Origin of the sequence: Actinobacillus genomosp. 1, assembly GCF_029774175.1 — a bacterium.
Lineage (GTDB): Bacteria > Pseudomonadota > Gammaproteobacteria > Enterobacterales > Pasteurellaceae > Actinobacillus.
The window spans coordinates 2,101,905-2,115,566 of record NZ_CP103834.1 but is presented as its reverse complement, the minus strand read 5'-3'; the positions used below and the strand labels follow the sequence as shown (position 1 = coordinate 2,115,566).

The window sequence follows — 13,662 nt, the reverse complement described above, 5'->3', positions numbered from 1 at the left end:
AAACCGCTTGCATTGTAAGCAGATACGAATTTCTGTATAATCTCTCGTCTTTTTATAAACGAAATTCGCAAAAACTCTGGAGTAACAAAATGGCTCGTGTAACCGTACAAGAAGCAGCAGATAAAATCGGCAACCGTTTCGACTTAATTTTGACCGCGGCACGCCGTGCAAGACAATTACAACTTCACGTTCGTGAACCGCTTGTGCCTGAAGAAAACGATAAACCGACCGTTATCGCATTACGTGAAATCGAAAAAGGTTTAATCAACGGCCAAATCATGGATCAACTGGAAAACAGCGATGCGATCCAACAAGAAGTTGCCGAACAAGAAGCGATCTCTTTCTTAGCAGACGTACAAGCTAACGCTTAAGATCAATTTTATTCAAAATTTAGATGGATAATTGAAAATAAATAGTAGTACTATCTATTGTCAATTATCCATTTTTAATTATGTTGAGGTGTACCGTGTATCTTTTTCAACCGTTAGATAGCATTATTCAAGGCTATTTACCTGCTGATAAAATCGAGCTGGTAAAACGTGCCTTTGTGATTGCGCGTGATGCGCACGAGGGGCAAACTCGCTCCAGCGGGGAGCCTTACATAACGCATCCGGTAGCAGTCGCATCCATTATTGCGGAAATGAAACTCGACCATGAGGCGGTCATGGCGGCATTGTTACACGATGTGATTGAAGATACGCCTTATACGGAAGAGCAGCTTGCCGCCGAATTCGGTTCGAGTGTAGCGGAAATCGTGCAAGGTGTTTCTAAGCTGGATAAATTAAAATTTCGTACCCGCCAAGAAGCGCAAGTCGAAAACTTCCGCAAAATGATTTTGGCGATGACCAAAGACATTCGAGTGGTGTTAATCAAGCTGGCCGACCGCACTCATAATATGCGTACGCTCGGTGCGTTACGTCCGGACAAACGTCGCCGCATTGCGAAAGAAACGCTTGAAATTTACAGTCCGTTAGCCCATCGCTTAGGTATTGAACATCTTAAAAACGAATTGGAAGATCTTTGCTTCCAAGCAATGCACCCTCATCGTTATCGTGTGTTACGTATGGCGATTGATATGGCGCGCGGTACTCGCCAAGACCTTATTTCGACAATTTCCCACGAAATTCAATCACGTTTAGATGAAGCCGGTATTCAAGGTCGAGTTTACGGTCGAGAAAAGCACCTCTACTCACTCTATGAAAAAATGCGTCAGCGTGATCAGCATTTCCATTCCATTTTAGATATTTATGCGTTTAGAGTGGTGGTGGGAAATGTTGATCATTGTTACCGTGCATTAGGGCAAATGCACGCACTCTATAAACCGCGCCCGTATAAAATCCGTGATTATATTGCCGTACCGAAAACCAACGGCTATCAATCTTTACACACGTCAATGATTGGGCATAAAGGCGTGCCGATTGAAGTACAAATTCGTACCGAAGATATGGACTTAATGGCGGAACTCGGCGTGGCGGCTCATTGGCGTTATACCGAAGATCAAGCAACCGCAACCAGCGTACAGCAAAAAGCGCAACAATGGTTGCGTAGCATCGTCGAACTGCAACAAAGTGCCGGCAACTCGAATGAATTTATCGAGAACGTGAAATCCGATTTCTTCTCGGATGATATTTACGTATTCACCCCGAAAGGACGTATTGTCGAATTACCGGCAAATGCGACCGCTATCGATTTTGCCTATGCGGTACATTCCGATATCGGTGATCGTTGCGTCGGTGCGATTGTCGATCGCAATCCGTATCCGATTTCACAACCGTTACAATCCGGTCAAACCGTTGAAATCATTACCAAGCAAGGTAAACGACCGAGTCCGGCTTGGTTAAATTTTGCCGTCAGTTCCCGAGCCAAATCCAAAATTCGTGCGGCACTTAAACACCTTGACATTGCCGATGAAACGTCACAAGAGCCGGAAAAACCGGATCATTTAGATGTCGATATCGAACTGGAAATTAAAGATCAACCGGGCGTATTGGCAAGTTTAACCAATGCGATTGCCTCAATGAACAGCAATATCGGCACAGTAGAAAGTCGCCCGAACGGTACCGGCAATTATCAGGTTAAAATGCGTATTTCCGTCACGGATAATGCACACCTCTACGTGGTGATTCAAAAACTGACCAAAGTAAACGGCGTTGTTCGAGTGGCAAAAGCCTAATCATTTTAAAGATAAGCGGTAGATTTTTGTAAATTTTTTACAAAATTTGACCGCTTATTTTCTCGTTAATCCCTAGTAATTCGGCTATAATTGCCCGAATTTTTTATACACATTAAAAGGAACTCCAATGTTATATCCAAGCGAAGAATTTCTTTATGCACCAATTACGTGGGTAGATCATAGCGAAGGCTATACCGATATTCGTTACCACAAATCAACCGACGGTATTGCAAAAATTACCATCAATCGTCCTGAAGTACGTAACGCATTCCGTCCTCAAACGGTTAAAGAAATGATCCACGCTTTCGCCGATGCTCGCTTTGACGAAAAAATCGGGGTTATCGTATTAACCGGTGAAGGCGAATACGCATTCTGTGCCGGCGGCGACCAAAAAATTCGCGGTGACTACGGCGGTTATAAAGACGATAGCGGCGTACACCACTTAAACGTGTTACAGTTCCAACGTGATATTCGTACCTGCCCGAAACCGGTTGTGGCAATGGTGGCAGGCTATGCGGTTGGCGGCGGCCACGTATTACATATGATGTGTGACTTAACGATTGCGGCGGATAACGCAAAATTCGGTCAGACCGGCCCGAAAGTGGGTTCATTTGACGGCGGTTGGGGTGCAAGCTATATGGCGCGTATCGTCGGTCAGAAAAAAGCACGTGAAATCTGGTTCTTATGCCGTATGTACGATGCGCAAGAAGCATTAAATATGGGCTTAGTGAATACCGTTGTGCCTTATGCGGATCTTGAAAAAGAAACCGTGCGTTGGTGCCGTGAAATGTTACAAAACAGCCCGATTGCATTACGTTGCTTAAAAGCGGCATTAAATGCGGACTGTGACGGTCAAGCGGGTCTGCAAGAATTAGCCGGCAACGCAACGATGTTGTTCTATATGACGGAAGAAGGTCAAGAAGGTCGTAACGCTTTCAACGAAAAACGAGAGCCTGACTTCAGCAAATTTAAACGTAATCCGTAATTACACCTTCTATTGCCTCCCCATAACGGGGAGGTTCTAACAAGCGGTCCGATTCGCTGACTTTTTTGCAAAGAATTTTCTATGTCAAATACCCAAACCGAACCTCAAACGCCAGAACAAGAAAATACAACATTAAAGAAAAAATCCTTCTTGATTCCGACTTGCCTTAAATTAGGGCTTGTCGGCACTTGCTTCGCCGCATTTTACGGGATTTATCTCGACGGGCGTATTCGAGCAAAAATGGACGGGCAAGTTTGGCAATTACCGGCGGAAGTTTATAGCCGTATTGAAAGTATCAGCGTGGAAGATAAGTTATCGTTGGAAGCAACTAAACAAGCGTTGTTGGATAACGGTTACCGCCAAGTTTCTCAAATTGCCACACCGGGCGATTTCAAAATTGAGAACAATACGCTTGTGTTGTTGCGCCGCGCATTCCCGTTTCCTGAAACACCGGAAGCACAACGTATTTTACGTTTACGTTTCGATAACGACAAACTGACTCATATCGAAGACTTAGTTCAGCGTAAATTAATTAACGAGTTTCGACTCGACCCGAAATTAATCGCAATGCTGCATTCGGATAATGATGAAGAACGCCAAGCGTTGCGTTTGCAACAATATCCGTATTTTCTCATCCAAGCGTTAATTCTGACCGAAGATAAACGTTTCTATCAGCACGACGGTATCAGCCCGTTAGGTATTGCGCGGGCGTTAATGGCGAACTATCAAGCCGGCAGAACGGTACAAGGTGCGAGTACACTTACTCAACAGTTAGTTAAGAACCTGTTTTTAACCAGCGAAAAAACCATCGTGCGTAAAGTGAATGAAGCGTTAATGTCGCTTATTTTAGATTTTCGCTACGACAAAAACCGTATTCTTGAAACCTACTTAAACGAAATCTATTTAGGTCAAAACGGTAGTTATCAAGTACATGGCTTTGCATTAGCAAGTCAATTCTATTTCGGTCGTCCGATTCAAGAAATTACACCGTCACAAATGGCGTTATTAGTCGGTATGGTCAAAGGACCTTCCCTCTACAATCCGTGGCGTCATCCGGAAGCCGCACTTGAACGCCGTAATGTAGTATTAAAATTATTGCTGGAAAATCAAGCAATTACCCAGCCCGAATACGAATTATTGGTAAAACAACCGCTTGGCGTAAAAGAAAAAGGTACGATTTATCGCCAACAACCGGCATTTATGCAAGCGTTGAATCTTGATCTTAAAGCGGAACTCGGCGAAAACAAATATGCGCAACTATCCGGTGCGAAAATTTTCACGACCTTAGATCGTAAACAGCAGCGTTCTGCCGAACAAGCGGTAATCAACGGATTAGAAAAACTCGAGGAATCGGATAGTAAAATCAGAGATTTACAATCCGCTATCGTAGTGGCGGAATATAAAACCGGTAAAGTTCGTGCGATTGTCGGCGACCGCTTAACGCAGTTTGCCGGTTTTAACCGTGCGATTCAGACTAAACGTCAAATCGGTTCGTTGGTGAAGCCTTCGATTTATGCAATCGCACTTTCTGATCCGAAGAATTTCCGTTTAAATACGCCGATTCAGAACCAACCGATCACCATCTATACCAAAGGTTCTCCACCGTGGACGCCGAAAAACTATGACAAACGTTTTAGCGGTTCGGTAATGCTCATGGATGCGTTAGTGCGCTCGTTAAATATTCCGACCGTCAATATCGGTATGAAAGTCGGTTTAAAGAAAGTGATTGCAAAGCAAAAAGAAATGGGTTGGGACAAAGCGGATATTCCGGCTTACCCTTCTATGCTGTTAGGTTCGTATTCCATTTCACCGTATGATGTGACGAAATCGTATCAAGTGTTAGCAAATAACGGTTTAAAAACACCGCTTACGACCATTGAGGCGATTATGTCACACGACGGTAGCCCGCTCTATCAGCGCAATCTTGAAGAAGTCAGCCAACAAATCTTACCGCAGGAAGCTACGATTCAGACCTTGTATGCAATGCAACAGGTCGTAGAACGAGGTACGGCTCGCAGCTTACAAAACGAATTCGCCCATTTACGTTTAGCCGGCAAAACCGGGACGACCAATAATGCGCGCGACACTTGGTTTGTTGGGGTGGACGGTGAAAACGTCACTACTGTATGGCTAGGTAAGGATAACAATACCGATACCAATTTAACCGGTTCAAGCGGTGCATTATTCGTCTATAAACAATACTTAGAACGTGCTTTACCGACTGCGTTTAAATTGCCGAAAGCGAAAAGCATGCAATGGGTGGGTATCAACGGCTACGGTACAATCAACTGCGATCCGAATCGCCAAATTCCAATGTGGCGTGATCGAGGTCAGCACTACTGCACCAATGCGGGTAATGTTGTCGAAGCGACTAAACCGACCGTATTAGAAGCGATTTCATTAGATAAAACCAAAACGGAAAATACTAAAGCCGATGTGGCTGAAGATCAACAGGCCTTGCCGGTAGAAGAAGTCGCACCGACCGAATAAACAAGCGGTCGAAAAAGGTGGAATGTTTACAAAATCCAAATTAAAAAACGCATATTCGATAATGATTGAATATGCGTTTTTGTTTAAGTGAATCCCAAATCAAATTAACGTTGGCGTGCTTTAAAACGCGGATTGCTTTTACAAATTACGTAAAGTTTGCCTTTACGACGTACGATTTGGCAATCCGGATGGCGTGTTTTCGCCGTTTTTAACGAGTTTAAAATTTTCATCAATAATATCCTTATTTCTTCGCGGCTAGACCAGCCATACCTTTAAAGCGTTCATTAAATTTACTTGCTCGACCTTCCGTATTCACTTCACGACGTTTACCCGTATAAACAGGATGTGATGCGGATGACGTATCTAACGGGTAAAACGGATATTCTTTGCCGTCTTCCCAAACCATAGTTTTTGTTGTTGCCGCACAAGAACGAATAATCCAGCCCATTTGTACCGACCCGTCATAAAATAATACTTCACGATAATTTTCAGGGTGAATCCCTTTTTTCATTTTAAAATCCTCCAGAGGCTTCATTTATTTCCATAAATAAAAAGTGGATATATACTATCCGATAATCTTTTTTATTTCTATAATTTTTTTATGGTTTTTATATTATTGATTATATTTTGCACATTTGTAAATAAAATTTTGCGATCCAGATCGCCTTTTCTTTGTTAATTTTATGGTAGTCTATAACAATAAATTTCTAGTTATATTTATAAGGAAGCATTATGGCTCGACAACCGTTTCTTATCGCCCCGTCTATCCTGTCTGCGGATTTGGCTCGATTAGGAGAAGACGTTGCGGAAGTACTAAAAGCAGGCGGCGATATTATTCATTTTGATGTTATGGATAATCATTTTGTGCCGAATCTGACTTTTGGACCCGCTATCTGTAAAGCATTACGTGATTACGGTATTACGGCGGAAATTGACGTACATCTTATGGTAAAACCGGTCGAACGTTTAATCCCGGACTTCGCCAAAGCCGGCGCAAATTACATTACTTTCCATCCTGAAGCGACCGATCATATTGATCGTACCTTACAAATGATCCGAGATCTCGGTTGTAAATCTGGTTTAGTTTTCAACCCCGCCACGCCGCTCAGTTATTTAGATTATGTGATGGATAAGGTGGATATGATCTTGTTGATGGGGGTAAACCCCGGTTTCGGCGGACAAAAATTTATTCCGGCAACTTTAGAAAAATTGCAAGAAGCGCGTCGTCGTATTGATAAAAGCGGTTACCCGATTCGCTTAGAAATTGACGGCGGCGTAAAAATAGACAACATTGCCGAGATTGCCGCTGCCGGTGCAGATACCTTTGTTGCCGGCTCTGCGATTTTTGATCAACCGAATTACAAAGCGGTGATTGATCAAATGCGTCAAGAATTGGCACAGCTATAACAAAATCGGTTATTTTCGCAAAAAATTAGTGAAAATATACCGCTTTTAGCCGATAAATTACCGAGCGAATAACAATCAGCTATGGATAAACCCTATACATAATGTTAGAATATCCATCGCTTTTCGCTGTCATAAGCGAACTATTTATACTTGTGTGGGAAAACGGCTGGTTTGACCTTTCTTAAAAAGCGTTGAATTTAGCATTTTTTTCTCTACACTATTTAACTCTCGCATTTAGGCGAATTTCACATAGGAAAAACAAAATGAGCATTGAAGAACGCGTAAAAAAAATTATCGTTGATCAATTAGGTGTTAAAGCTGAAGACGTTAAACCAGAAGCTTCATTCATTGAAGATTTAGGTGCGGACTCTTTAGACACAGTTGAATTAGTGATGGCTTTAGAAGAAGAATTCGATATCGAAATCCCGGATGAAGAAGCTGAAAAAATCACAACAGTTCAATCAGCGATTGACTACGTGACAAAAGCTAACGCATAATTTCAAAGATGAGGCGGTTTATTAACCGCCTTATTTTTTATCCCGAATCGCCATACTTTCTTCTGTAGTATAAAGCGCACTGTTCAAAAATACGCAAAATCGTTTACAAACCATTCAAACAAGATAAATTTGCCAAAAAGCACTTGACCATTTTGTTTAAATCCGTATTATATGCGCCTGTTACGCAACGTTAAGGGTCGTTAGCTCAGTCGGTAGAGCAGCGGACTTTTAATCCGTTGGTCGAAGGTTCGAATCCTTCACGACCCACCATTTAACTTGCAACGCCTTCTAAAGGGTCGTTAGCTCAGTCGGTAGAGCAGCGGACTTTTAATCCGTTGGTCGAAGGTTCGAATCCTTCACGACCCACCACTTTAGAACTTTCCAAATCAGTCAAATCTGAAATGGGTCGTTAGCTCAGTCGGTAGAGCAGCGGACTTTTAATCCGTTGGTCGAAGGTTCGAATCCTTCACGACCCACCATTTATATTCCCTTACAAATTTTCTTGAAAAAAGCACCGCTTGTTCTCTGTTTATAGTGTAAAATTCATCACGTTTTTATAGCAATTATTCAACAGATTATTTACAGCGAATTTTATTTAATGATTAAAAAACTTCTTATTGCTTTAGGCTTATGCGGTCTAATTGCTGCCGGCGGTGCAATTTACGGTTATCAAAAACTCTCCGGTCTTGCCGAGCATCCACTTACCGCAAAAGCGGATCAATTCTTTATCTTAGAGAAAGGCACATCACGCCAAAAGCTGGCACAATTATTGGAAGAACAAGGTATTGTTAATCATGATGATGTTAGCCTACTCCCCTATCTTATTCGTTTTAAACCGGAACTGAGTAAATTTAAAGCGGGGACTTACTCACTTAACGGACTGAAGACGGTTGAAGACTTACTGAAACATTTAAGTTCCGGCAAAGAAGTCCAACTTAACGTACAATTTATCGAGGGTAAAACCTTTAAGGTTTGGCGCGAACAACTGGCGAAAGCAAGTTATATGCAACACACGCTAACCGGAAAATCCGAAGCGGAAATCGCTCAACTGCTTGGTATTGCCCATGAGAAACTCGAAGGCTGGATTGCCCCGGATACTTACAGCTATGTGCCGAATTCAAGCGATTTGGAATTACTGAAACGAGCTTATCAAAAGCAACAAAAAGCATTGGATAACGCTTGGCAAAATCGTGCGGAAAATCTACCGCTTGCAAACCCGTATGAAATGCTGATTTTGGCTTCTATCGTGGAAAAAGAAACCGCAGTTGCGAGTGAACGCCCACAAGTAGCATCTGTATTTATCAACCGTCTCAGATTAAAAATGAAATTGCAAACCGACCCGACCGTAATTTACGGTATGGGCGATCGGTATAACGGTAATATTCGTAAAAAAGATTTAGAAGAAGCAACGCCTTATAATACTTATGTAATTGACGGCTTACCACCAACACCAATTGCAATGCCGAGCGAAGCGGCATTAAAAGCGGTTTCGCAACCGGATAACACGCCGTATCTCTATTTTGTAGCAGACGGTAGCGGTGGGCATAAATTTAGCAAAAATCTAGACCAACACAACCAAGCGGTTCGTGACTGGATCAAAATCGAACGAAACAAAAAACTTGAGAAGAAATAAGAAATGCGTGGAAAATTTATTGTTCTGGAAGGTTTAGAAGGTGCAGGCAAAACCACTGCACATCAAGTAATTTTAGCTCAGCTGGAAAAAGCGGGTAAAAGCGTAGTACAAACACGCGAACCCGGCGGTACGCCGCTTGCGGAAAAACTACGCCATTTAATCAAACACGAAACCGAAGAAGCGGTTAGTGACAAAGCCGAATTACTGATGTTGTATGCGGCACGTATTCAATTAGTCGAAAACGTGATTAAACCGGCATTAGCAGAAGGAAAATGGGTGTTGGGCGATCGTCACGATATGTCTTCGCAGGCTTATCAAGGTGGTGGACGCCAAATTGATCGTCACTTACTCGAAACTTTGAAAGAAACCGTGCTAGGTAACTTTGAACCGGATCTAACCATTTACCTTGATATCGACCCTGCGGTCGGTCTAGCGCGTGCTAGAGGTCGCGGCGAATTGGATCGTATTGAACAGCAAAGCCTTGATTTCTTTTATCGCACACGCCAACGTTATTTGGAACTGACACAAAATAACGAGAAAGCGATAATTATCAATGCGGAACAACCGATTGAAAAAGTAGCGGCAGATATTCAACAAGCGGTCGAAAACTTCTTAAACATTGCAAAATAAATATGCTATATCCTTGGCTTCAACCCACTTATCAACAACTGACGGAATCCTTTTTACACGGGCGTGGTCATCACGCCCTGTTATTTAAAACCGATTCTGGTTTAGGGACGGAAACGCTGATTCGTCATTTTGCGCATTGGCTGCTCTGCCAAAATCCGCACGGAGAACAGGCTTGCCAACAGTGTAAAAGTTGTTTATTGACCGCTGCCGGAAACCATCCTGATTTCCATATCTTAGAACCGATTGACAGTAAAGATATCGGGATTGACCAAGTACGTGAAACCAATGCCAAATTGCAAAACTTCTCGCAACAAGGCGGCAATGCGGTGGTATATATCCGAGGTTCAGAACGTTTAACCGAAGCCAGTAGCAATGCGCTCTTAAAAACGCTCGAAGAACCGCATAACAGCGTGTATTTTCTGCTTGAAGCACCGTTGCAGGGTGCAATGCTCCCGACCATTCAAAGCCGCTGCCAAACCTGGTTAATTCATCCGCCGGAAACGAATATTGTGTTAGATTGGTTGCAAGCAAACTGTAGCGGAGTTGATTTTGCCTCTTGTGAAATTGCGATGCGTTTGTGTCATCAACGTCCGCTGATTTGCAAAACTTTTTTAGAAAATGACCGCTTACAAGCCCGTAAAACCTTTTTGCAAACCTTTTGGCGTTTCTTTAAAAGCCGAGATGTGTTGCTACTCTTCACCGCATTCGATAAAGAAAAGGAATTGGTATTGCAGCAATTAGAATGGTTGGATAGCTTTTTTGCCGATGCGTTAAAAGCCAAAATGGATATCGCAATCGGTTGGACAAACCCCGATTTACAAGCCGGTATTCTGCCGTTTAGCCAACAACTCTCCGCCCAAGCATTGCTAAAGGCTCACCAAATTCTGCAACAAACCCGCCAAGACTTACAGCAAGTGAATGCGGTGAATTTAGAATTGATGTTATTAGATTGTTTAACTAAACTTATTTTAGAGGTATTTGAATAATGGACAAGATCTTTGTAGAAACAGAAAACGATATTTATCAGAATGTCATTAATTTTCCCCAATCATCAGATGAAATTAGAATTCTATTAGGGGATAATCCAAAATATTTTCTCTATACTGAAATAGATAAAAAGTATTATTTTGCAGTTTCAAAATTCTCTGCTTTTAAAAACAATACTTTTTCGATATATCGAGATAATCTCTACTATTGTAATAATGGTAAAACAACAAGAGAATTAATTAGTAAAGTATTAAATAGAGAATGGAAAGCAGGTCGTAATCTTGATAAGGAAATTATTGAGCAATTTAAACAATGGATTAAGGATAATACTAATCTAAAATCGGTATTAAATAATATTGATGAAATTCATTTTTTAGAAGTTAATGCTCAAGAAGAATTAATTAAGCCAAAACATATCGTTACATCATTTGATGGTAAAAGTTATAAAAGAAAAATTTCAAAACATGATTTCTCAAAGTTACTTGAGAAAAGAGCTTTAATCGGCAATATTGGCGAAGAAATCGCATATCAATATGAAAAACAACGCAATCCTAATGCTAAGATAAAACGATGTTATTTAGATGATGTTGGAGCTGGTTACGATTTATATTCTAAATCAGAAGATGGAGAACGATTTATAGAAGTTAAATCTAATTTAATCTCTAAAAATAACGTATTTTACCTTTCAAAAAATGAATGGGATGTTTTAGAAAGTAAAGGGGATAATGCTTTCATTTATTTGATTAGACTAACTGATTTAGAAAACAAGCAAGGAGAAATTGAGGAAATTCAAAATCCTATTTCCTATATAAAGTCTATCAACTATACGAAAGAAATTACATACAAAGTAAAAATAAAATAAAATTTGAGATAAGGCGATAACAATTTATCGCCTTTCGTTTACTTATCTTCTAGAAACTGCTATTGTGTGAATAATTCACACAAAAAGGAAAAATTATGGCGAGAACAACCAGTGTTACTTTAGGCGAGCCGTTAAATGATTTCGTTAATCAAATGGTAGAAAGTGGACGTTACGGTTCAACAAGTGAAGTGGTACGTACTGCCTTACGTTTGTTAGAAGAAAAAGAGCAATATCTCGTACAATTACGTCATGCTATTCAAGAAGGTATTGATAGTGGCGAATGTAATGATTCTTTTGATGAAATTGTTACACAAGCAAGAGGTAGCGCTAATGTATAAGTTTTCGGTAAAAGCTAAGCAAGATCTAACTGCTATTACCCACTATACAACAGAACAATTTGGACATAAGCAATCAGATGAATACTTACACCATCTAAAAAAGACACTAGAGAATATCACTTCCTTTCCTCAAATGGGTATTTCTCGAAGTGAAATTGGTTTAAATATTTTTAGTTTTGTTTGCCAATCTCATACTATTTATTATCAAATTAAATCAAACTATATTTTAGTGGTTCGTATTCTAAACAATAGAATGGATCATAAACATTATATGTAGGAAAAAACATTGAAAGACTTATTTATTATCGACTCACATTGTCATTTAGATGCCTTAGATTATGAAACTCGTCATAAAAATGTGGACGAAGTAATCGAAAATGCTAAAGCACGTGGCGTTCATCACTTTATTTCAATTTGTACTACTGTCGGGCGTTTTGAGGCGATGAAAGCCTTAACTGCGCATCGTGATGATGTCTCGTTATCTTGTGGCGTGCATCCGTTAAATGTGGAAGACGAGCCGTTTGATTACGAAAAATTACTTGCCTTTGCACAAGATGAAAAAGTGGTAGCGATTGGCGAAACCGGTTTAGATTACCACTACACGCCGGAAACGAAAGCGTTACAACAATCGCTGTTTTCACAACAAATTGAAATTGCCAATAAAGTAAATAAACCGTTAATTATCCATACCCGTTCGGCTCGTCAAGATACAATGGATATGCTGATTGCCGGCAATGCTGAAAAATGTGGCGGCGTGTTACACTGCTTTACCGAAGATTGGGAGATGGCAAAACGAGCGTTGGATATCGGTTTCTATATTTCGATTTCAGGGATTATTACCTTCCGTAATGCGGAAGAACTACGTGATGTAGTACGTAAAGTGCCACTCGATCGTTTATTAGTCGAAACCGATTCGCCTTATCTTGCACCGATCCCGTACCGTGGTAAGCCGAATCAGCCGGCTTACGTGCGTGAAACTTGTGAGTATCTTGCCGCACTAAAAGGCGTTTCAACGGAAGAATTAGCTCGCATTACTACCGAAAATGTGCAAAACTTATTCAAGATTAAACTCTAATCTATTAAAGTTAAAGGTTAAATAAAGGAACTCGAATGAAAGCGATTTTAAAATATTTTCTGATTCTCGTATCACTCTCATTTTTTATTGTGTTGGGCGGTGCGGTCAATTATGCGATGCCAAGCTATGAAACAACCACCGTAACAGGAATGGAAGTTCGCCGTATGGATAAAGACGGTATCATCAGTAAATCGAATCCGGCGGACGGTGAAGTGCGAGACGTGTATTTCCTATTTACCGAGCATCCGGAAACGAAAAAAGTGATGGTGTATCGTAACGAAGATACCGGTTGGGGCTTACCGCCTTATTTCAAATTCGGTTCTGCCGATATTCAAGCCAAAGCACAAGCGTATGCGAATGAAAAACAACTGGTGCAAATTAAATATTACGGCTGGCGAATCAACTTCTTAAATGAGTTTAGAAATATCGTTTCGATTAAGCCGTTATCGGAAGGCGAAAGCAGCTCAATGCCGATTTTCAGTTATATTCTCTACAGCGTATTAGCACTACTTTTCTTCCTCTCCGTTCAATTTATTCGTGGAATCTTCCGTAACGAATAAGCTATTCCAAGCGGTTCAATTTTGC

Annotated in this window: 16 protein-coding genes and 3 tRNA genes; 17 read left to right on the top strand and 2 right to left on the bottom strand. The window is 41.0% G+C overall.

Annotated features, from left to right (window positions below; translation table 11 throughout):
* The first annotated feature begins 89 nt into the window (after window positions 1-89).
* From rpoZ to mrcB, 4 genes are all read left to right on the top strand, one after another.
* Window positions 90-371 carry a DNA-directed RNA polymerase subunit omega gene (gene rpoZ, locus NYR63_RS10015; protein ID WP_005609261.1) on the top strand — a complete coding sequence of 94 codons (282 nt, stop codon included), beginning with the start codon at window positions 90-92 and terminating at the stop codon, window positions 369-371.
* 95 nt (window positions 372-466) lie between these two features.
* Window positions 467-2,173 carry a RelA/SpoT family protein gene (locus tag NYR63_RS10010; RefSeq protein ID WP_279457368.1) on the top strand — a complete coding sequence of 569 codons (1,707 nt, stop codon included), beginning with the start codon at window positions 467-469 and terminating at the stop codon, window positions 2,171-2,173.
* Window positions 2,174-2,300: 127 nt separating this feature from the next.
* Window positions 2,301-3,158, top strand: a complete 858-nt coding sequence (menB, locus tag NYR63_RS10005) for a 1,4-dihydroxy-2-naphthoyl-CoA synthase (protein ID WP_005599432.1) — start codon at window positions 2,301-2,303, stop codon at window positions 3,156-3,158.
* A gap of 81 nt (window positions 3,159-3,239) precedes the next feature.
* Window positions 3,240-5,648, top strand: coding sequence for a penicillin-binding protein 1B (gene mrcB, locus NYR63_RS10000; RefSeq protein WP_279457367.1), 2,409 nt, complete (start codon window positions 3,240-3,242; stop codon window positions 5,646-5,648).
* Between the two features lie 104 nt (window positions 5,649-5,752).
* Here the strand turns inward: mrcB and ykgO are convergent, their stop codons facing one another.
* Both ykgO and NYR63_RS09990 read right to left on the bottom strand, forming a co-directional pair.
* The gene (ykgO, locus tag NYR63_RS09995) at window positions 5,753-5,878 is read right to left on the bottom strand and encodes a type B 50S ribosomal protein L36 (RefSeq protein ID WP_005599425.1); all 126 of its coding nucleotides are present in this window, start codon (window positions 5,876-5,878) and stop codon (window positions 5,753-5,755) included.
* Window positions 5,879-5,889: 11 nt separating this feature from the next.
* Complete coding sequence (locus NYR63_RS09990; protein ID WP_005599422.1) at window positions 5,890-6,159, bottom strand: type B 50S ribosomal protein L31; 270 nt, start codon at window positions 6,157-6,159, stop codon at window positions 5,890-5,892.
* Between the two features lie 221 nt (window positions 6,160-6,380).
* Here NYR63_RS09990 and rpe point away from each other — a divergent pair, with 221 nt between their 5' ends.
* The 13 genes from rpe (at window position 6,381) to NYR63_RS09925 (ending at window position 13,637) form a co-directional block, all read left to right on the top strand.
* Complete coding sequence (gene rpe / locus NYR63_RS09985) at window positions 6,381-7,055, top strand: ribulose-phosphate 3-epimerase (protein WP_279457366.1); 675 nt, start codon at window positions 6,381-6,383, stop codon at window positions 7,053-7,055.
* A gap of 263 nt (window positions 7,056-7,318) precedes the next feature.
* A complete protein-coding gene (gene acpP, locus NYR63_RS09980) occupies window positions 7,319-7,552 on the top strand; it encodes an acyl carrier protein (protein WP_005599419.1) in 234 nt (77 codons plus the stop codon).
* Window positions 7,553-7,746: 194 nt separating this feature from the next.
* Window positions 7,747-7,822, top strand: a tRNA-Lys gene (locus NYR63_RS09975).
* 23 nt (window positions 7,823-7,845) lie between these two features.
* Window positions 7,846-7,921, top strand: a tRNA-Lys gene (locus tag NYR63_RS09970).
* Window positions 7,922-7,955: 34 nt separating this feature from the next.
* A tRNA-Lys gene (locus NYR63_RS09965) sits at window positions 7,956-8,031 on the top strand.
* Between the two features lie 119 nt (window positions 8,032-8,150).
* The gene (gene mltG / locus NYR63_RS09960; RefSeq protein WP_279457365.1) at window positions 8,151-9,185 is read left to right on the top strand and encodes an endolytic transglycosylase MltG; all 1,035 of its coding nucleotides are present in this window, start codon (window positions 8,151-8,153) and stop codon (window positions 9,183-9,185) included.
* Window positions 9,186-9,188: 3 nt separating this feature from the next.
* The gene (gene tmk, locus NYR63_RS09955) at window positions 9,189-9,815 is read left to right on the top strand and encodes a dTMP kinase (RefSeq protein WP_279457364.1); all 627 of its coding nucleotides are present in this window, start codon (window positions 9,189-9,191) and stop codon (window positions 9,813-9,815) included.
* A gap of 2 nt (window positions 9,816-9,817) precedes the next feature.
* Window positions 9,818-10,801, top strand: coding sequence for a DNA polymerase III subunit delta' (locus NYR63_RS09950; protein WP_279457363.1), 984 nt, complete (start codon window positions 9,818-9,820; stop codon window positions 10,799-10,801).
* Window positions 10,801-11,664, top strand: coding sequence for a DUF3883 domain-containing protein (locus NYR63_RS09945; protein ID WP_279457362.1), 864 nt, complete (start codon window positions 10,801-10,803; stop codon window positions 11,662-11,664). Before NYR63_RS09950 ends, NYR63_RS09945 begins: the two co-directional genes overlap by 1 nt.
* Before the next feature lie 95 nt (window positions 11,665-11,759).
* Window positions 11,760-12,002 carry a type II toxin-antitoxin system ParD family antitoxin gene (locus tag NYR63_RS09940; RefSeq protein WP_279457361.1) on the top strand — a complete coding sequence of 81 codons (243 nt, stop codon included), beginning with the start codon at window positions 11,760-11,762 and terminating at the stop codon, window positions 12,000-12,002.
* A complete protein-coding gene (locus NYR63_RS09935; protein WP_279457360.1) occupies window positions 11,995-12,279 on the top strand; it encodes a type II toxin-antitoxin system RelE/ParE family toxin in 285 nt (94 codons plus the stop codon). Before NYR63_RS09940 ends, NYR63_RS09935 begins: the two co-directional genes overlap by 8 nt.
* Window positions 12,280-12,288: 9 nt before the next feature.
* Entirely contained in the window at window positions 12,289-13,077 is a 789-nt protein-coding gene (locus NYR63_RS09930; protein WP_279457359.1) for a TatD family hydrolase, read from the top strand.
* Between the two features lie 35 nt (window positions 13,078-13,112).
* Window positions 13,113-13,637, top strand: a complete 525-nt coding sequence (locus NYR63_RS09925; RefSeq protein WP_279457358.1) for a DUF1523 family protein — start codon at window positions 13,113-13,115, stop codon at window positions 13,635-13,637.
* Window positions 13,638-13,662: the final 25 nt, after the last annotated feature.

Bases quoted from the DNA above. Each gene is read 5' to 3' on its own strand.
- acpP (WP_005599419.1), top strand. From the start codon at position 7,319: ATGAGCATTGAAGAACGCGTAAAAAAAATTATCGTTGATCAATTAGGT.
- NYR63_RS09935 (WP_279457360.1), top strand. From the start codon at position 11,995: ATGTATAAGTTTTCGGTAAAAGCTAAGCAAGATCTAACTGCTATTACC.
- mrcB (WP_279457367.1), top strand. From the start codon at position 3,240: ATGTCAAATACCCAAACCGAACCTCAAACGCCAGAACAAGAAAATACA.
- NYR63_RS09940 (WP_279457361.1), top strand. From the start codon at position 11,760: ATGGCGAGAACAACCAGTGTTACTTTAGGCGAGCCGTTAAATGATTTC.
- NYR63_RS09950 (WP_279457363.1), top strand. From the start codon at position 9,818: ATGCTATATCCTTGGCTTCAACCCACTTATCAACAACTGACGGAATCC.
- NYR63_RS09945 (WP_279457362.1), top strand. From the start codon at position 10,801: ATGGACAAGATCTTTGTAGAAACAGAAAACGATATTTATCAGAATGTC.
- menB (WP_005599432.1), top strand. From the start codon at position 2,301: ATGTTATATCCAAGCGAAGAATTTCTTTATGCACCAATTACGTGGGTA.
- rpoZ (WP_005609261.1), top strand. From the start codon at position 90: ATGGCTCGTGTAACCGTACAAGAAGCAGCAGATAAAATCGGCAACCGT.
- ykgO (WP_005599425.1), bottom strand. From the start codon at position 5,878: ATGAAAATTTTAAACTCGTTAAAAACGGCGAAAACACGCCATCCGGAT.
- NYR63_RS09990 (WP_005599422.1), bottom strand. From the start codon at position 6,159: ATGAAAAAAGGGATTCACCCTGAAAATTATCGTGAAGTATTATTTTAT.
- mltG (WP_279457365.1), top strand. From the start codon at position 8,151: ATGATTAAAAAACTTCTTATTGCTTTAGGCTTATGCGGTCTAATTGCT.
- rpe (WP_279457366.1), top strand. From the start codon at position 6,381: ATGGCTCGACAACCGTTTCTTATCGCCCCGTCTATCCTGTCTGCGGAT.
- NYR63_RS09925 (WP_279457358.1), top strand. From the start codon at position 13,113: ATGAAAGCGATTTTAAAATATTTTCTGATTCTCGTATCACTCTCATTT.
- tmk (WP_279457364.1), top strand. From the start codon at position 9,189: ATGCGTGGAAAATTTATTGTTCTGGAAGGTTTAGAAGGTGCAGGCAAA.